The sequence below is a fragment of the Burkholderia contaminans genome, from assembly GCF_029633825.1.
Lineage (GTDB): Bacteria > Pseudomonadota > Gammaproteobacteria > Burkholderiales > Burkholderiaceae > Burkholderia > Burkholderia contaminans.
Genome location: NZ_CP090641.1, coordinates 1,921,107 through 1,941,050, shown reverse-complemented (window position 1 = coordinate 1,941,050; position 19,944 = coordinate 1,921,107). Strand labels below are relative to the sequence as shown.

General features: G+C 66.0%; 8 protein-coding genes and 2 pseudogenes. 5 read left to right on the top strand and 5 right to left on the bottom strand.

Going from position 1 to position 19,944, the window contains the following annotated elements; translation table 11 throughout:
• Nucleotides 1–5: 5 nt before the first annotated feature.
• From LXE91_RS26360 to LXE91_RS43900, 4 genes and pseudogenes are all read right to left on the bottom strand, one after another.
• A complete protein-coding gene (locus tag LXE91_RS26360; protein ID WP_039369654.1) occupies nt 6–731 on the bottom strand; it encodes a response regulator in 726 nt (241 codons plus the stop codon).
• Between the two features lie 272 nt (nt 732–1,003).
• Complete coding sequence (locus tag LXE91_RS26355) at nt 1,004–1,726, bottom strand: OmpA family protein (RefSeq protein ID WP_039369651.1); 723 nt, start codon at nt 1,724–1,726, stop codon at nt 1,004–1,006.
• A 95-nt stretch (nt 1,727–1,821) separates the two neighbouring features.
• A pseudogene (locus LXE91_RS26350) lies at nt 1,822–13,182 on the bottom strand (YadA-like family protein); the annotation flags it as partial.
• Nucleotides 13,183–13,527: 345 nt separating this feature from the next.
• Nucleotides 13,528–13,602 (bottom strand): annotated as a pseudogene (locus LXE91_RS43900) (ESPR domain-containing protein); the annotation flags it as partial.
• A 485-nt stretch (nt 13,603–14,087) separates the two neighbouring features.
• On the opposite strand from LXE91_RS43900, the gene LXE91_RS26335 reads away from it, so the two are divergent.
• The 5 genes from LXE91_RS26335 (at nt 14,088) to LXE91_RS26315 (ending at nt 18,474) form a co-directional block, all read left to right on the top strand.
• On the top strand, nt 14,088–17,114 hold the full coding sequence (locus LXE91_RS26335; protein WP_039344215.1) for an ATP-binding protein: 3,027 nt from the start codon (nt 14,088–14,090) through the stop codon (nt 17,112–17,114).
• 66 nt (nt 17,115–17,180) lie between these two features.
• The gene (locus LXE91_RS26330; protein ID WP_135370737.1) at nt 17,181–17,369 is read left to right on the top strand and encodes a hypothetical protein; all 189 of its coding nucleotides are present in this window, start codon (nt 17,181–17,183) and stop codon (nt 17,367–17,369) included.
• 36 nt (nt 17,370–17,405) lie between these two features.
• Nucleotides 17,406–17,741, top strand: a complete 336-nt coding sequence (locus LXE91_RS26325) for a SymE family type I addiction module toxin (protein WP_039344217.1) — start codon at nt 17,406–17,408, stop codon at nt 17,739–17,741.
• Complete coding sequence (locus tag LXE91_RS26320; protein ID WP_039344219.1) at nt 17,738–18,058, top strand: XRE family transcriptional regulator; 321 nt, start codon at nt 17,738–17,740, stop codon at nt 18,056–18,058. Before LXE91_RS26325 ends, LXE91_RS26320 begins: the two co-directional genes overlap by 4 nt.
• Before the next feature lie 95 nt (nt 18,059–18,153).
• A complete protein-coding gene (locus tag LXE91_RS26315) occupies nt 18,154–18,474 on the top strand; it encodes a helix-turn-helix domain-containing protein (RefSeq protein ID WP_039344221.1) in 321 nt (106 codons plus the stop codon).
• A gap of 358 nt (nt 18,475–18,832) precedes the next feature.
• Here the strand turns inward: LXE91_RS26315 and LXE91_RS26310 are convergent, their stop codons facing one another.
• On the bottom strand, nt 18,833–19,675 hold the full coding sequence (locus tag LXE91_RS26310) for a peptidylprolyl isomerase (RefSeq protein ID WP_039344223.1): 843 nt from the start codon (nt 19,673–19,675) through the stop codon (nt 18,833–18,835).
• Nucleotides 19,676–19,944 lie beyond the last annotated feature (269 nt).

Sequence of the window (19,944 nt, the reverse complement as noted above, 5' to 3'; positions counted from 1 at the left end):
CCCGGTCAGGCCGGGTCGACGCCCGGTGCGCCTTCGGCTTCCCCTTCCCCACCCCACCCTTCGCTGCCGGCAGCGGCCACGATCCCGTTCTCGATCGCGTAGCGCAGCAGGTCGATGTCCTTGTCCACACCGATCTTTTCCATCGCGCGCGCCTTCTGCGTGCTGATGGTCTTCTTGCTGCGGCTCAACTTCTCCGCAATCTCGTTGACCGTCATGCCCGACGCATACAGGCGCACGACCTCGATCTCGCGTGCGCTCAGCTCGCGCTTCTGGTCGACGGCCCGTGCGCTCGAATGCGACGTGAGCGTGCGGACGACCTTCTCGACCGACGGCGAATAGTAAGTGCCGCCCGTCGCGGCCGCATGAATCGCCGGAATCAGGTGATCGACCGTATCGGATTTGCTGACGATGCAGGTGATGCCGAGCCGCGTGAGCGCGCCGATCACCGCCGGGTTGTCGAGCATGGTCAGCACGACCAGCTTCGCGGCCGGGTAGTTGCGTTGCAGGTAGGAGAACAGCGTGATGCCGTCGCCGTGCGCGCCGCCCGGCATCGCGTAATCGGACACCACGACGTCGCACGCGCCGGCATCGAGCAGCCGGATCAATTCCGTCGAGCTGCCGGCCTTGCCGGCCAGCTGGATCGTCGGCACCGACGACAGCCCGTGCTCGACACCGGCGAGCATCGCCGGATGGTCGTCGGCCAGTACCACGCGTATCAGATAGCTTCCCATAGTCGTCCAGATTTGCGCGGCCTGGCGTCGTGGCGGAAACCGCCATGCACCGGCCGGCGACAGCGCTCGCGCGCGTCGTGGATCGTAATTGGGCGCTATCTTCGCATGAAACCGGGGTGGTATCCATGAATCGGGCCATCGGCACTGAGCCGAGATGTGCGAACGCACAAAAAAGCCGCCGGCTCGTAACGAGCGGGCGGCTTCGGTGCTTTGCCGGGCCGAGCGGGGGGTGCGTCAGCGATGCCCGCCGCTCGGCGTATCAGCGTGCGGTATCAGCGCGCATCGATCCGGATCTCGACGCGACGGTTCTGCGCGCGGCCTTCGGCCGTTGCGTTGGTCGCAACCGGATCGGCGGCGCCGGCGCCTTCCGACACGAACGACTGTGCCTTCAGGCCGTTGCTGCTCAGATAGTTCATCACGTTGCGCGCCCGCGAAGCCGACAGCGCGAGGTTGTGCGTCTTGCTGCCCGTTGAATCGGTGAAGCCGGTCACCGTCACGCGGCGGAATTCGATACCGCGGTTGATGTCGATGAAGCGATCGAGCTGGCCGCGCGCCTGCGGCGACAGCACGGCGCTGTCGAGCGCGAAGTTCGCGTCGCCCTGCAGCAGCACCTGGCGCTGCGGCACCGGCTGCGGCGCGGGGGCCGGCTGCGGTTGCGGCTGCGCGACCGGTGCCGCGACGGGCGCCGGCTGCGGCTTGCCGCACATGAACGTGATCTCACGCGGGTCCTTCATCGGCGCGCGGCTGTACACGCGGTCGATCATCTCGAGCGGCGTGAAGCCCTTGCCCTGGCAGAACTCTTCAGCCGCACGGGCACAGGCGTTCGCGCTGCCCAGCAGGCCGTCGCAGCTCACGCGGAACACGTTGTCCGGCTTGCCCGGGATCGATACCGCGCGAATGTCGTAGGTGAGGCCCGATTGCGTCGTGCACGCACCGAGCGCCATCGCGATCGCGCCGATCGATGCGGCGCGCAACAACAAGGTGGAAATTTTCATGATGAGACGTCCGCCCGAAGGCGGACGGCAAAAAATAGAATGAATGGAAAGGGAACGGAGCCGGCACGGGCGGGGCTTGCGCCCCGCCCTGCGCGTTACCACTGATACGAAGCGCCCACGCCGACGGTGTTGCCGCCGCTCGACAGGCCCACGCCGGCCTTCATCTTCAGGTTCTGCGTGATGCGCGCCTCGCCGCCGAACGCCACGGCCTGGTAGCCCTGGAACGTCGCGCCGCCGATACCGAACGACAGCGTCTTGCCCGGATCGACGCCCGGAATCATCGTCAGCGCGGTCGCTGCGGCGATACCCGAGTAAGCGTTACGCGACAGCTCGTTGACCTGCCCCTGCACGCCGCCGATTGCGCGGTCCATCTGCCCCTTCGTCGCTGCGTCCGATGCGTTCACACCGTCTGCCAGGTTCGAGATCGTGCGCTGCTGCGTTGCCGAACCGACGGACACGGTGTTGTCGCTCGTGGCCATCGAACCGGCACCCAGCGCGACCGAGTTCGAACCGGATGCGCTCGCACCGTCGCCGATCGCCGCCGACTTGCTGCCCGACGCGTTGGCGTTGTTGCCGATCGCCGTGGCGCCTTCGGCGGAGCTCTTCGAACCCGAACCGATCGCGGTGCCGTTGCTCGCCGACACGTTCGCGTTCGAACCGACCACCGTGCCGTTGTTCACGCCCGTACCGACCACGGCGCCCGAACCGGCCGCCGTGTTGCCGACGCCGTTGCCGGCGTTGGCCGGGGTCGTGCCCGTGCCGACGTCCGTGCCGGCGAAGTAGTCGCTGCCGCCCGAACCGCCGCCGCCACCACCGCCGCCGCCCGGGTTCTGCTCGAGCCGGCCGACACGATCGTCGACGCCGCCGATCCGGTCGCTCAGTTCGCTCAACTGGCCGAAGTTCACGGCGTCGTACTGCGTCGTGCCGTTCGCGACGTTCGTCAGTCGCACCGGCGCCGCGCCCGTTCCGCCGAGGGTCACCGAACCGTAGTTCGGCGTGCCGTCGCCGTTCAGGTCGTAACGCACCGCGAGCGAATCGGTCGCGCCGTACGCGGCCGCGGCCTGCACTGCTTCCGCCACGGTCTTGTACTTGCTGCCGTTCACTTCGATCGACGTGTCCGCAAGCTTGCCGTCCGCATCGACCGTCGTCCCGCCACCAATCGTGTCGGCCACGCTCTGCGCCGTACCGTGCAGTTGCGAACCGTTGATCGCGTCGTTGCTCGTCGCGCTCACCACGCCCGCGCCCACGCCGGTCAGCACGCGGTCGCCCGCCGTGCCGGCGAAGTTCACGGTCGTGCCGTCCGTGTCCTTCGCGACCGTGATGTCGCGCGTCGTCTCGTCCTGCTGGACGAGGCCGATCGAACCGTGGACGAGGCTGCTCGAAATGTTGTCGAGCGCATCGCCGACGTTGTCGAACTTCTCGTTGTTGACCGTGTACGTCGGGTTCGTGACGTTGCCGTTCGCGTCGACCGTCGCGCCGCCGCCCAGTGCCTTCGCGACGCTCTGCGATGCACCGTACAGCTGCGAGCCGTTGACCGCGTCCGTGCTGGTCGCGCTCACCGCGCCGGCCTTCACGTTCGTGATCGTCGTGCCGTTCTCGCCCTTCAGCGAGATCTGGTCGAAGTTCGCCGAGCCGTCCGCGTGCTTGTCGTACGTCACGGCGAGCGACGTCAGGCCCGTACCCGGGTTCGTCGGATCGACCGGTGCGACCAGGCCAGCATCCTGCAACTGGCCGAGGTTGATCGCGTCGTGACGATCGGTACCGTCCGCGACGTTCTTCAACGCCACCGGAGCCGTCGCGTCCGCGCCGCCCAGCGTCACCGAGCCGCGGTTCGGCGTGCCGTCCGCGTTACGGTCGTACGTCACCGCTGCAAGCGACTGGCCCGTCACCGGATCGACCAGACCCGTGTCGGCAAGTTGCTTGTTGATCACGGTGATGTTCTCCGTGTTCGTCGACGTGCGGCCGTCCAGGTTCGCGAGCGCATCGCCCACGTTGTGGTACTCGGTCTTCGTCGAGCCGTCCGTCGGGTCAGCCAGCGAATACGTCGGGCTCGTTACCTTGCCTTCAGCATCGACAGTCGAGCCGCCGCCCAGCGAATCGGCCACGCTCTGCGCCGTGCCGTGCAGCTGCGAACCGTTGATCGCGTCCGTGCTGGTGGCCGTTACCGCGCCTGCCTTCACGTTCGTGAGCGTCGTGCCGTCCGCGCCCTTCAGCGTGACCTTGTCCTGGTCGACGCCGTCGTACGTCACGGCCAGCGACTTCAGGCCCTTGCCCGGATTCTCCGGATCGACCGGCGCAACGATACCCGCAGCCTGCAACTGGCCCACGTTCACTGCGTCGTTTGCGTCCACGCCGTCGGCGACGTTCTTCAGCGCCACCGGTGCCGTCGCGTCTGCACCGCCCAGCGTCACCGAGCCGCGGTTCGGCGTGCCGTCCGCGTTACGGTCGTACGTCACCGCTGCAAGCGTCTGGCCCGTCACCGGATCGACCAGACCCGAGTCGCCCAGCTGCTTGTTGATCACGGTGATGTTCTCCGTGTTCGTCGACGTACGGCCGTCCAGGTTCGCCAGTGCGTCACCCACGTTGTGGTACTCGGTCTTCGTCGAGCCGTCAGCCGGATCGGCCAGCGAATACGTCGGGTTCGTCACCTTGCCGTCTGCATCCACCGTCGAGCCGCCGCCCAGCGAATCGGACACGCTTTGCGCCGTGCCGTGCAGCTGTGCGCCGTTGATCGCGTCCTTGCTGGTCGCGCTTACTTCGCCCGCCGCTACGTTCGACAGCTTCGTGCCGTCCGCGCCGCCCTTCAGCGTGATCTGGTCGAAATTGACCGAACCGTCCGCGTGCTTGTCGTACGTGACTGCCGTCGACGTCAGGCCCGCGCCCGGATTCGTCGGATCGACCGGCGCAACCAGCCCTGCGTCCTGAAGCTGACCGAGGTTGATCGCGTCGTGACGATCCACGCCGTCCGCGACGTTCTTCAGTGCGACCGGCGTCGTTGCGCCCGCGCCGCCCAGCGTCACCGAACCGAGGTTCGGCGTGCCGTCGGCATTGCGGTCGTACGTCACCGCGGCAATTGCCTTGCCGTCGTCGCCGATCAGGCCCGAGCCCTTCAGCTGCGACACGTTCACCGCGTCCATGTCGGCCACGCCGGCCTTCACGTTCGCGATCGTCGTGCCGGCCGCGCCCGCCATCGTCACAGTGTCCTTCGCCGCGCCGTCGTACACCACCGCCAGCGACTTGCCCGTGACCGGATCGATCACGCCGCCATCCTTCAGCGAGTTCTCGATGTCACCCACGCGTGTGTTCGTCGCGAACAGTTGCGAACCGTTCACCGCGTCCTTGCTCGTGGCCGACAGCACGCCGTCCGCCACGTTGTGGATCGCCACCGGCGTCGTTGCGCCCGTGCCGCCCAGCGTGATGGCATCCTTCGCCGCGTTGTCGTACGTCACCGCGAGCGAGGTCAGGTTGCCCGAACCGTCGTCACCGACCAGGCCCGCTTCCTTCAGCTGGCCGAGGTTCAGCGCGTCGCCGTCGTCCGTCGCGTTCGCGACGTTCTTCAGCTGCGTCGGACCTTCGCCATGACCCAGCGTCGCCTGGCCGTAGTTCGGCGTGCCGTCCGCGTTGCGGTCGTACGTCACCGCGGCAATTGCCTTGCCGTCGTCGCCGATCAGGCCCGAGCCCTTCAGCTGCGACACGTTCACCGCGTCCATGTCGGCCACACCGGCCTTCACGTTCGACAGCGTCGTGCCGTCCGCGCCCTTCAGCGTGATCTGGTCGTGGTTGATCGTACCGTCCGCGTTTCGGTCATACGTCACCGCCGCCGACGCCAGGTTGCCCTTGTCGTCTTCGCCGACCAAGCCCGCTTCCTTCAGCTGGCCGAGGTTCAGCGCGTCGCCGTCGTCCGTCGCGTTCGCGACGTTCTTCAGCTGCGTCGGACCTTCGCCGTGGCCCAGCGTTACCTTGCTGTAGTCCGGCGTGCCGTCTGCGTTACGGTCGTACGTCACCGCGGCAATCGCCTTGCCGTCGTCACCGATCAAGCCTGAGCCCTTCAGTTGCGACACGTTCACCGCGTCCATGTCCGCCACACCGGCCTTCACGTTCGCGAGCGTCGTGCCGTCCGCACCCTTCAGCGTGGCCTTGTCCTGGTCGACGCCGTCATACGTCACCGCCAGCGACTTCAGGCCCGCACCCGGGTTCGACGGATCGACCGGCGCCACCAGACCAGCATCCTGCAGCTGACCCATGTTGATCGCGTCGTGACGGTCCGTGCCGTCGGCAACGTTCTTCAACGCCACCGGCGTCGTCGCGTCCGCGCCGCCCAGCGTCACCGAACCGAGGTTCGGCGTACCGTCCGCGTTGCGGTCGTACGTCACTGCAGCAATCGACTGGCCCGTCACCGGATCGACCAGACCCGAATCGGCCAACTGCTTGTTGATCACGGTGATGTTCTCCGTGTTCGTCGACGTACGGCCGTCCAGGTTCGCGAGTGCATCACCCACGTTGTGGTAGTCGGTCTTCGTCGAGCCGTCAGCCGGATCGGCCAGCGAATACGTCGGGTTCGTCACCTTGCCGTCCGCATCCACGGTCGAGCCGCCACCCAGCGAGTCCGCCACGCTCTGTGCCGTGCCGTGCAGCTGCGCACCGTTGATCGCGTCCGTGCTGGTCGCGCTCACTTCGCCCGCCTTCACGTTCGTGATCGTCGTGCCGTCCGCGCCGCCTGCCAGCGTGACCTGGCCCTTGGAGGCGTCGTCATAGGCAACGGCAAGCGGATTGCCCGGGATTCCAGGGTTGCCCAGTTGGTCACCCACGTAGTCCTTCATCTGGCCGAAGTTGACCGCGTCCGTGTTGTCCGTAGCTGCCGCAACGTTCTTCAGTTGCGTCGGGCCGGCGCCGTGGCCGAACGTCACCGAACCATAGTTCGGCGTGCCGTCCGCGAGACGGTCGTACGTCACGGCGGCGATCGCCTTGCCGTCGTCGCCGATCAGGCCCGAGCCCTTCAGCTGCGATACGTTCACTGCGTCCATGTCGGCCACACCGGCCTTCACGTTCGCGAGCGTCGTGCCGTCGGCGCCCTTCAGCGTGACCTTGTCCTTCGCCGTGCCGTCGTAGACCACGGCCAGCGATTCGCCCGTGACCGGGTCGATCACACCGCCATCCTTCAGCGAGCCTTCCAGATCGCCGACGCGCGTGTTCGTCGCGAACAACTGCGAACCGTTCACGGCGTCCGTGCTCGTCTCCGACAGCGCACCTGCCGCCACGTTGTGGATCGCCACCGGCGTGCCGGCGTTGCCCAGCGTGACCGAGGCCTTCGTTGCATCGTCATACGTCACGGCGGCAATCGCCTTGCCATCGTCGCCGATCAGGCCGGAGTCCTTCAGCTGCGACACGTTCACTGCGTCCATGTCGGCCACACCAGCCTTCACGTTCGCGAGCGTCGTGCCGTCCGTGCCTTGCAGCGTGACCTTGTCCTTCGACGCGCCGTCGTACGTTACTGCCATCGACGTCAGGTTGCCCGAGCCGTCGTCACCGACCAAGCCCGCTTCCTTCAGCTGGCCGAGGTTCAGCGCGTCGTGATCGTCCTTCGCGTCAGCAACGTTCTTCAGTGCGACAGGCGTCGTCGCGCCCGCGCCGCCGAGCGTCACGGAGCCCTTCGTCGCGTCGTCGTACGTCACGGCCGCAATCGCCTTGCCGTCGTCGCCGATCAGGCCCGAATCCTTCAGTTGCGACACGTTGACCGCGTCCATGTCGGCAACGCCTGCCTTCACGTTCGCGAGCGTCGTGCCGTCCGCGCCCTTCAGCGTGACCTTGTCGCGTGCCGCGCCGTCGTACGTCACCGCCATCGACGTCAGGTTGCCCGAGCCGTCGTCGCCGACCAGGCCCGCGTCCTTCAGCTGGCCGAGGTTCAGCGCGTCGTGATCGTCCTTCGCGTCAGCAACGTTCTTCAGTGCGACAGGCGTCGTCGCGCCCGCGCCGCCGAGCGTCACCGAGCCCTTCGTTGCGTCGTCGTATGTCACCGCGGCAATTGCCTTGCCGTCGTCACCGATCAGGCCGGAGTCCTTCAGCTGCGATACGTTCACTGCATCCATGTCGGCCACGCCGGCCTTCACGTTCGCGAGCGTCGTGCCATCCGCGCCCTTCAGCGTCACGGTGTCCTTCGCCGTGCCGTCGTACACCACGGCCAGCGATTCACCGGTAATCGGATCGATCACGCCTCCCTTACCCAGCGAGTCTTCCAGATCGCCGACGCGCGTATTCGTCGCGAACAACTGCGAACCGTTCACGGCGTCCGTGCTCGTCTCCGACAGCGCACCTGCCGCCACGTTGTGGATCGCCACCGGTGTGCCGGCGTTGCCCAGCGTGACCGAGGCCTTCGTTGCATCGTCATACGTCACGGCGGCAATCGCCTTGCCATCGTCGCCGATCAGGCCGGAGTCCTTCAGCTGCGACACGTTCACTGCGTCCATGTCGGCCACACCAGCCTTCACGTTCGCGAGCGTCGTGCCGTCCGTGCCTTGCAGCGTGACCTTGTCCTTCGACGCGCCGTCGTACGTCACCGCCATCGACGTCAGGTTGCCCGAGCCGTCGTCACCGACCAGGCCCGCTTCCTTCAGCTGGCCAAGGTTCAGCGCGTCGTGATCGTCCTTCGCATCCGCGACGTTCTTCAGAGCGACAGGCGTCGTTGCGCCCGCGCCACCCAGCGTCACCGAACTCTTCGTCGTGTCGTCGTACGTCACCGCGGCAATCGCCTTGCCGTCGTCGCCGATCAGGCCCGAATCCTTCAGCTGCGACACGTTCACCGCATCCATGTCGGCCACACCGGCCTTCACGTTCGACAGCGTCGTGCCTGCCGCTCCCTTCAGCGAGACCACTTCGAAATTCGGGCTGCCGTCCGCATTCGTGCCATAGGTCACGGCCAGCGGGTCGGTCCCGCCGCCGAGTCGCGCAAGCGCGTCGAGCGCCTGCCCGACGGTGTGGTACTCGGTGCCGCCGATGGTGTAAGTGGGATTCACGATCGCGCCGTTTGCGTCGACCGCCGCGCTGCCACCGAACGCAGCCATCGCGTCGCGCAACTGGCTGACGTTCACCGCGTCCGTACCCGACGTGCCACGCGCAACGTAAATGATCTGGCGTTCATGGCCCGACGAACCGACCGAGATCGCGTTCAGGCGATCCGCAACCGAGCCCGCGCCCAGTGCGACGGCATTCTGCCCGGCGCTCGTCACGCTGGCCTGACGGCCAATGGCGATCGCGTTCGTCGCGAGCGCATCGACCTGTGCCGTCGTGCCGAATGCCATCGAGTCGGCGGCATTGGCTCGCGCCGTGTTGCCGACTGCGAGCGCGTTGAGGCCAGCGGCCTGCGCGTTGAAGCCTGCCGCTACCGCGTTGTTGCCGGTCGCAACCGTACCGTTGCCCAGCGCCAGCGCGCTCGTGCCGGTCGCACGGCCGCTACCGAATGCGACAGCGCCATTGGCGGTTGCCGACGCGCCCGCGCCGAGCGCAACCGAGCCGGTGCCAGACGAAACGGCCTGTGCACCTACCGCGATCGAGGTCGTGCCGGTCGCACTTGCGTCCGCGCCGACGGCCACGCCGTACGTACCCGCACCTGCAAACGCGTTGTCGCTACCGTCGCCCGCGCCGTCGACCTGAACGTACGGATTCGCGCTCGCAGTCGTGCCGATCGAATCCAGCCGATCGCTCATGCTCTGGATCGCATCCTTCGTCTTCGCATTGATGTCGTTGATCGACGCCTGCGTGTTCGTCGAAGCGACGCCAATCAGGTCGTTGACCTGGCCGACGGTTGCCGCGTCGCTGTCTGCCTGACCGTTTTGCACATTCGTGATACGGCGCTGAAGGCCGGTCGCACTGTTACCGACCGAAATCGTGTTGATCTCGTTCGCGAGCGAGCCGAGGCCGAGCGCCACGGCGTTGATGCCGGTCGCTTGCGCCGCAACGCCCGTGCCACGCCCGCCGATGTACGGGTTGCCGTTGGCGGCCGCATCGCGCATCTGCTGCACGTTGACCGCATCCGTCGCCGCCACGCCGGCCGCAACGTTCGAGATCGTCACCGGGCCGGTCGCGTTGCCACCGCCCATCGTGACCGAGTTGAAGTTCGGCGTGCCGTCCGCGTTACGGTCGTACGTCACCGCGGCGATCGCCTTGCCATCGTCACCGATCAGGCCCGCGCCCTTCAGTTGCGACACGTTCACAGCGTCCATGTCGGCCACGCCGGCCTTCACGTTCGCGAGCGTCGTACCGTCAGCGCCCTTCAGCGTGACCTTGTCCTGCGCAACGCCGTCATACGTCACCGCCAGCGATTTGCCCGTGACCGGATCGATCACGCCGCCATCCTTCAGCGAACCCTCGAGGTCACCCACGCGCGTGTTCGTCGCGAACAGCTGCGAACCGTTCACCGCGTCCGTGCTCGTCGCAGACAGCTCACCCGCCTTCACGTTCGTGATCGTCGTGCCGTCCACGCCGCCCGCCAGCGTGACCTGGCCCTTGGAGGCGTCGTCATAGGCGACGGCCAGCGGGTTGCCCGGGCCGCCTTCGCCCGGGTTGTCAGCGACGTACTGCTTCATCTGACCGAGGTTGACCGCGTCCGTGTCGTCCGTCGCGGCCGCAACGTTCTTCAGTTGCGTCAGGCCGGCGCCGTGGCCGAACGTCACCGAACCATAGTTCGGCGTGCCGTCCGCGAGACGGTCGTATGTCACCGCGGCGATCGCCTTGCCGTCGTCACCGATCAGGCCCGAGCCCTTCAGTTGCGAGACGTTCACTGCGTCCATGTCGGCCACGCCAGCCTTCACGTTCGCGAGCGTCGTGCCGTCCGCGCCCTTCAGCGTCACGGTGTCCTTCGCCGTGCCGTCGTACACCACGGCCAGCGATTCGCCCGAGATCGGATCGATCACGCCGCCCTTCGACAGCGAATCCTCGATGTCACCCACGCGCGTGTTCGTCGCGAACAGCTGCGAGCCGTTCACCGCATCCGTGCTCGTCGCCGACAGCGCACCTGCAGCCACGTTGTGGATCGCCACCGGCGTCGTCGCGCCCGCGCCGCCGAGCGTCACCGAACTCTTCGTGGCGTCGTCGTACGTCACCGCGGCAATTGCCTTGCCGTCGTCGCCGATCAGGCCCGAATCCTTCAACTGCGCTACGTTCACGGCGTCGGTATCCTGCGTACCGGCCGCAACGTTGACGATCTGACGTTGTTGCGTGGCCGAGCCGACGGACACGGTGTTGTCGCGATCGGCAACCGAGTCCGCGCCGAGCGCAACGGTCGATGTGCCTTGCGCATGCGCACCGGCGCCAAGCGCCATGCTGTCCTTCCCATCCGCTTTCGCCACGATGCCAAGCGCAATCGCGCTGGTACCGGTGGCCGAAGCCAGCGCGCCGATTGCGGTCGCCGTGTCACCCGATGCGTTGGCCGACTCCCCGAATGCGGAAGACGACGCACCCGATGCGCTGGCCGCGTCACCGAATGCCGAGCCCAGATGGCCTGCATAGGAAGCTGCGCCCACGGCCGTGGCAAAACCGCCGGTAGCCGTCGCGCCCTCGCCGATCGCCACCGCGCCGTCGCCCACCCCGCCGCCGGTGACGCGGCTGTCCGCATATGCTCCGCCGCCGATCGCAATCGCGCGCTCGGATGCCGCCGTTGCCGGGGGCGGCGTATCGCCGCTACTCCTGACCTTGATCAGGGTGTCGTCCGTCTTCGTCGCAAGCGCGTCTTTCATCTGGCCGACGTTCACGGCGTCCATGTCGGCCACACCGGCCTTCACGTTGGACAGCGTCGTGCCGTCTGCGCCTTGCAGCGTGACCTTGTCGCGCGCCGCGCCGTCGTACGTCACCGCCATCGACGTCAGGTTGCCCGAGCCGTCGTCACCGACCAGGCCCGCTTCCTTAAGCTGGCCAAGGTTCAGCGCGTCGTGATCGTCCTTCGCGTCAGCAACGTTCTTCAGTGCGACAGGCGTCGTTGCACCCGCACCGCCGAGCGTCACGGAGCCCTTCGTTGCGTCGTCGTACGTCACGGCCGCAATCGCCTTGCCGTCGTCGCCGATCAGGCCGGAGTCCTTCAGTTGCGACACGTTCACTGCATCCATGTCGGCAACGCCTGCCTTCAGGTTCGCGAGCGTCGTGCCGTCTGCGCCCTTCAGCGTGACCTTGTCCTGCGCGACGCCGTCATACGTCACCGCCAGCGATTTGCCCGTGATCGGATCGATCACGCCGCCATCCTTCAGCGAACCCTCGAGGTCACCGACGCGCGTGTTCGTCGCGAACAGCTGCGAGCCGTTCACCGCGTCCTTGCTCGTCGCCGACAGCGCACCGGCCGCCACGTTGTGGATCCCCACCGGCGTGCCGGTATTGCCCAGCGTGATCGCACGATGCGTGGCATCGTCGTACTTCACTGAATCCGGATCGCCACCACTCGCGGCAAGCGCATCCAGCGCGTCGCCCACGTTGTTGTAATTTTTGCCGGCAACGTTGTACGTTGGCCTGGTGATGCTGCCGTCCGCGCCCACGCCGGCGCCGCCGCCGAGCGCACTCGTCACGCCCGTCAGCTGGCTCACGTTGACTGCGTCCGTAGCTGCCGTACCGGCAGCCATGTTCGTGATGCGTCGCTGTACCGTCGTCGAACCGACCGAAACGGTGTTGGCTGCATTCGCCACGCTACCGGTACCCAACGCCACGGAATTCTGGCCGCTCGCGACCGAGCTCTGGCCGAGCGCGACCGCGGCGTTCCCGGCAGCCGAACTGGCATTTCCCAGTGCAACGCCAGCACCACCGCCCATTGCACTGGCGTTGGCACCCACGACCGTCGCACCCGACCCCGAGTGTGACGTGCTCGTCCCGATGACGATCGTGTCCGTACCGCCCGCCACGGCGCCATTGCCGATCGCGATCGACGAGTTGGCGCCAGTCACCCCACCGGCATTGACTACGGCGTTGCGTCCCATCGCAATGGAGTTGGCCGTGCCTGAGTTGGCCCCCGAACCGATTGCCGTCGCACCGGCCGCCTGCGCGACGGCACCTTGCCCGAATGCAGATGAATTGCCGCCTGTTGCGCGCGCGCTCGTACCGACCGCAACGCTTTCCGACCCTGTTGCTTGCGACAGCGTACCGATAGCGGTCGCATTTTGGTTGCTCGCTACCGTGTTGCCGCCAAGCGCCACCGCCGAGATACCGGTCGCGCGCGCATTCCCGCCCACCGCAGTCGCGCTGTAGCCTCCCGTCGCCACGGCGGCCGTCGACGCAGCATATGCGCCGGTGCTGATGGCCACATAAGGGTTGCCGCTCGCCGCCGCAACCGCCGCATTCAACTGGTTGAGGTTAACGGCATCCGTCCCGGCGCTACCCGCTGCCAGGTTCGTGATGCGATGGTTCGTCATGCTGGCGTTGCTGTCGAAATCCACCGCCCCCCGGAGGTGCACGCCGGATCCGCCCAGCAGGAAGAGGTGACCATCGACGGTACCGCTGATGCCAGCTTCGGTCGCCGCACTTGCCTGACCGATACCACCGCCAGCGGCGTTGCTGTGGTTGTACAGCTGGAACGACCGCACGTGCCCTTCACTGAGCCTGAAATTCGAGATTGCCGCGCCACATACGCCCGTCGTCCTTGTGCCGGAAATAGCTCCGCTGCCAAAAACCGTGCCCGTACTCCCAGGTGCGCAGAGCGACAACGAGCCGTAACCATTCGCCGCCTGCGCCATCGCATCGACCGACACCGTCCCGCCGCCAACCCCGGCCATCACCGCGACCGCCGCCGACACCGACGACTTCATCGCCGTATTCGATTTGGATTTCGTGCGCATCCGCGCCGTTTCGGGCGCTGCCGCCCATGTGCCCGTCGTCGCGTTCCAGACGGTCCGATAAGTCTTGTTCACGTTGATAGCCTCTGTAGAAAGAGAAGAAGAAAGGACAAGCCTCGTCCACAGATGCCAATGTATTGATCGGCTGTCATTTGGTTAATCAGACGGCCGGACGTGTGATGACTTATTTTGTAGGACCGGTCCTAGCCTGACGTTGCTTGACAATCGCCTGTGCCAAACCGCCCCCGATGCTACGTTCTCTTGATCGAATTTCGATTTGATTTGACATGCGCGCGCAGCGGGATTTATATACGCATCGCGCAAGTGCTCGAACAAATAGGACTGGTCTTAGTCATTGCCCTCGACTGTTTCGGATTGCCCTACATACGGGCGACTCCACTATCCCGATAATTCGCTCGTTCCCCCGAGCCGGCAGCGCGATTCGCCTGCCTCACCACACGGCTTACGGATATCGCCCCACGTCCCGGCTTGCGCGCGGCCTGCGCCGCGCGCGCCGTTCGCGGCTCCTGATTTGCGCATCGATTCATGGTATTCGCTCCATGCCCATTCGACATCTCTTCGCGTCCCAGGCGGATGCCGGCGCGCCGTTCGCTTCGATCGGCGGCGAGCCGCGCGACCTGGGCCTGCTGCACCGCTACCAGCGCTTCACGCTGTATGGCGGCGCCGTGCTGCTGTCGCTCGTGATGCTGTTCGCGGCGAGCATCCTGCTCACCGGCTCGGTGCGCGACTACATCTCGAAGCGTCGCGAGCTGCTCACGACACACAAGGCGCTCGTCCAGCTCGAAATCGATGCGAAGCAGGCGTCGATGCGCCGCGCAGTGATCAATGCGGAATTGCTGTGGAGCGGTCATCCGCCGCATGCACGCGCGTCGTCCGACACGCTGCGACGCGACGGGCACGTGCTGCTGTCGCCGATGCGCGGCGCGACCGAAGTGTTCGTCGCCGCCACGCCCGATGCCACCGCCAACGGCGAATTCGATCGCTACGTGCAGTTGATGGAACGCCAGACGATCTCGATCGCGGCAGCCGAGCGCCAGACCGGGCGCCCGATCACCGGCTATGCGTACAGCCCCGACCATCGCGTGATCGCGATCACGCCGCCGCCGAACACGCCGTACCCTGACCTGCTTGCCCGCATGGGCGCGCACGACACGCATGCGCTGATCGATCGCCTGGCATTCGACGTCGTCGACTGGCGCAATCCGGCGATCGCGCGCCACTGGCGCAACACCCGCCACATTGCGTGGCAGCCGCCCGCAGTCGATCCGCTCACGGGCAAGACCGTGTTTCGCCTCGTCGAGCCGGTATTCGACGGCCTCGATCAAGTGATGACGTTCGTCAGCGACCTCGACGTGGACGTGATCGCCGACCGGATGGACCACGCGCCCGACGACACGGTGGCCATGCTCGTCGACGAAACCGGCCGCATCCTGCTGAGCGCGGACCGCACCGACGCGGCGACCGACGGCGCGGCGCTGATGCGTGACGCACTCGCCGATCGCGAATGGCGGCACGGCTTCGACCGGCTCACCGCGAACTATCGGGACGGCATCTTCACGGTCAGCGACCGGATCTCCGATACGGGTTTCGCGATCGTCTATGCGTATTCGTGGCGGATGATCGCCCATGCGATCTGGCCCGCGATGCTGCGCGAGTTCGGCACGACCGCGCTGATGCTCGCCGTGCTGTGGGGGCTCGTGATCACGTTCGACCTGAAGCTGTTCGCGCCGCTGTTCCGCCGCTCGCGCCGCGTGTTCGAAAGCGAGCAGATGAGCCGCGCGATCATCTCGACCGCGCCGTTCGGCATCGGCCTGATCTCGCTCGGCTCGCGCCAGGTGCTGCTGCGCAACCGGATGATGGAGCTGTACGAGAAGGAGGCCGGCTCGCCGCCGCTGCATGAACGCCTGCTCGCGCGCTATCGCGAGCGCCAGGACGGCGACGCATTCCAGCTCGACGTCGAGTTGCCCGTCACGCTGAACGACGGCCGCACGCGTGACCTGCTCGTCAACTTCGTCCGCGCGCGCTACAAGGGCCGCGACACGCTGCTGTGCAGCTTCTCCGACATCACCACACGTGCCGACGCCGAGCGCGCGCTCGGCAGTGCGAACCGCGCGAAATCGACCTTCCTCGCGACGATCACGCACGAGATCCGCACGCCACTGAACGCGATGCTCGGCAATCTCGAACTGCTCGACAAGGCGCCCGACCCGAGCCGACAGAAGCGCCGGCTGCATGCGGTCACGTCGGCCGCGCGAATGCTGCTCGACATGCTGAACAACGTGCTCGACATGACGAAGATCGAAGCCGACCGGATGACGCTCGAAGCCACCAGCTTCCGCATCGACGACCTGATGCGCGACCTCGCCGACCTGTTCGAGCCGATGGCTGCCGCGAAGGGCGTCGCGCTGCGGGTGGATATCGACCCGGCCGTCGCGCATGCGTACGTTGGCGATCCGATGCGTGTGCGGCAGATCGTCGTGAACCTGGTCAGCAACGCGATCAAGTTCACGGATCGCGGCACGGTGGCGCTGTCGGTATCGGCATCGGCCGTCGACGCAACGCCGGTGACGATCCGCGTCAGCGATTCGGGGATCGGAATGACGGCCGACCAGCTCGCGCACATATTCGAGCCGTTCGCGCAGGCCGACAGGTCGATCGCGCGACGTTTCGGGGGCACCGGCATCGGGCTTGCGCTGAGCCACAAGCTCGTCGAATCGATGGGCGGCAACATTGCGGTCGACAGTGTGCCGGGAGTCGGCTCGACGTTCATCATTACGCTGCCGCTGCCGCTCGATCACAGGCCGGGCGCCGCGCGCGCCGACGCGGGGGCCGACGCGCCGAACGCCCGCGTGCTGTTCGTCGACGACAACCCGGTGAACCGTTCGCTGATCCACGATCAACTCGACGTTCTAGGCTATCCGGCCGATGTCGCGTCGAGCGTCGCGGAAGCGCTCGACCTCGTCGACCGGCACGACTATGCGCTCGTGATGACCGATCTCAACATGCCGGGGCTCGACGGCTATGCGTTTGCGCGCGTGCTGCGTGAGCGAGGCCGCGCAAGGCCGATTCTCGCGGTGACCGCGCATGCCGAGCCGGATGAATTGCGTCTCGCGCGGGAAGCGGGGATCGACGAGATCGTCGCGAAGCCGACGTCGTTGAAATCGCTCGAGCTGGCGATCACGAAGCACACGGGGCCGTCGCAGGCGCCGCACGCTCCGCCGCCGTCGCGCCGGCATGGGCCGCTGCCTCATGATCTGCACAAGGTGCTTTCGGACACCGCGCACCGGTCGAATGTCGCAATCGCGCGGGCGCTGCAGGATGGCGACCTGAAGGCTGCCCGCACGGAGATTCACAGCATGCGCGGCGCGTTCGCGATGATCGGCGAGGATGAGATATCCGGTCTTTGCGCATCGATGGAAGCGTTGGCGCTGGCGGGCGACGCCGCAGCGTTCGCGCGTGAGTTCGAGCGCTATCGGCGCGACGCGAAAGAGATCCTCGAACGACGTGCGCCAGGCGAGTCGCAACACCCGGCCGACACGTTTTCTGACATATCGGCGATGAAGTGACGAAGCGGTCCGCCGGCGCAACCGCCCTGGAATCGTTGCGCATCAAGGATGCAAGGCATCGGCCGAATGGCCAATGTCGATAAAACCGTACAAGACCGATATCAGCCCGCAGTCAATCTCGGTAAAGTGGTTGCACGTTTTCGCTTCGAATGTTCGGTCATTTCGACCTGCCAAGCATGTAACGGAATGGCGATCGAAATTCGCTGCGTAAACGAGCGCGGCCCGCAGGTGACAACAACACCTGCGGGCCGCTGACCACAACCAACTCAACACTCAACAACGGAGTTGACCATGGCTGGCGCGAATCATAACGCACCGACGTATTTCCGCGATTGTTTTCTCTCCCCGCAATCGTCTTCTCAATCTGGCCGCCTCGTCCCGCACATCAGGCTGACCGACATGGCACCGCCTGTCATGTATCTGTGGACGAAATTGTCCGGCCGGTGGATCGAGGCAGCGGGTTTCGATCCCGAGCAGCGCTTGCAGATCGAGGTATCGCACAAGCGGCTGGTGATTACCCCGGTCGATGATGCGGGCAGCGATCATCGCACAAGGCACGAACGCCCCGACGACGATCCCGCAACGGGCCGGCAACTGGAATCGGTGATGGCAGGAGAAGCACAATGAACCAAGATGCCCCGAAGCAACACACCGACGACGTATCGTCCGATTTCGACCTTTACGACGTCGGGGAACTGGCGGCCAAGTCCGCACTTGTGCTGAAGCTCAATGCGCTGATCGCGTCGCGTGGCCTGAGCGAGGAAGAGGCTGCCGCGCTGGCCGAGATGACCCGGCCGGTGGTCACACCCGAGCAGCGCGAGAGGCTTCGGAACGTTTCGCTGGAAACGCTGATGGTGACGCTCGCATCGCTCGGCCAGCATGTGGAAATCGTGGTGCGGCCCGCGAAGGAATCGGGGCCGGTGGGTATTACGGTTTCGGTCTGAAGGCTGTCGGAGTAGAGGGAAAGTAGTGTGTGCGGTGGCCGGTTCCGGCCGCCGCCATCGCAGTTCCGACGCCACACTCTCTTAATCGATAAGTGATGAATCGCGACGAATATCCTCAGTGCGCCGACAACGTGCTTGTCGACCTGGAATTCGATGATGCCCAGGCACTGACGACCAAGGCCGCGCTCGCTCTCAAGCTAAACGAACTGATCGACCAGCGTGGCCTGACTCGGTTCGAGGCGGCGTCCATCATTGGAATGACACAACCGAAGGTATCCCAAGTGCGTCGCTACAGACTCCGGAACATTTCTCTGGAGCGGCTGATGCAAGCGCTGGTGTCGCTGGGCCAGCATGTGGAAATCGTGGTGCAGCCTGCAAGACGCTCGCGTTCGGCTGGTATCACTGTCGCAGCGTGACAAAGATCCCGCCCTGGAAAGGAAGTGTGTGGCACCGGAATATCTTCGGCGCTCGCATAAGGCAGCGTTAGGAGTAGCGCCATCAATGGATAGCATGACTGCGACCGGGCCCAACGGTCGCCGCCGAAGCCCCTCCGATACCACACCTGCTCAATTTAGCGTGAACGATCGTTACAACCAATCAGACCAGGCTGATTCTGCGATGCGTCAACGCGCGTCGGCAATCGCACGACGTTCGCCCCTGATGCACTATTCGGTCACCCGCTGAAACGATTCCGATACAAACAAAAAACGGGCTGCCCGCCTGTCCGTCGCAAAAGCGCCAGACAGCCCGGGCAGCCCTTCACACACCACCGACTTACTGCTGAATCGTCGCCTGCGAAGCAAGCTTCTCGACCAACGCAGCCATTGCCCGCTGATCCGCCTGCGCTTCGAGCTGCTGGCGCAGCACGTTCTTCGCCGCGTCGAACGTCGGCACGACGGTCTTCCGCTTCTCGTCGAGCTTCACGAACGCGAAGGCGTCGCCCACTCGGATCGGCGCCGAGATGGCGCCCGGCTGCAGCGTCGTGATCGCCTGTGCGACCGGTACCGGCACGCCGGCCGTGTTCCCTTCCGCCACCGGCGTATGCAGGTCCGCCCATTCGGCGATACCGCCGTTCGGCGTCGTGTTGAACTTCTTCGCGAGCGCGTCGAACGCGGTGCCCTTCTTCAGTTCCGCGACGATCTCGTTCGCCTCTGCCGGGCTGCGCACGGCGATCACTTCCGCGCGGTACTGGAACGGCGCGGCGCTCGCGACGATCTGGTCGTAACGTGCCTTGACCTGCGCGTCGGTCACCGGCTGCGGGCGGGCCATTTCGTGCAGGTAGAGATCCGTCGACGCGATCGTGCGGGCACGCATCACGACCTTGTTCACTTCCGGACGCACGCCGTAGTTCGCCTTCTCGGCAGCCTGCTCGATCAGCTTCTGGATGATCAGGTTCTGCTTGACCTGCGCGCGCAGTGCCGGCGTGTCGGGCTGACCGGACGTCTTGATCGCCTCGTCGATGTCGATACGCGGAATCGGCACGTTGTTCACGACCGCCTCGACACCCGGCGGCAATGACGAATCGGGTTTCGGGCCGGCGGCGCGCGCAGCAGGCATGCCGCCGGCACACGCGAGTGCGATCAGGGTGGATACGATGGAAAGATGATGCTTCTTCATGAAGTGTCCTTCATTGGGAGTGGAAAAGCCGCGCAATCGCGGCGACAGGGAAAGCAGCGTGGCCGCTGCAGGCGACCGATCGGGTCGGCGCCGGGATGGCCGCGCGCAAGCGAATACGCGACGGCATGTCGGGAACGTGAAGCGGGCGCCCGCAGACAGAGGTGAATGCCCTGCGCTCGCATGAGGCAGCGTTCTCCCAACCTGCGACCTGAAGGGTCGATGAACGGCCGAGCCCACCGGCCGCCGCAAGGCATTCACGTGTGTCCGCG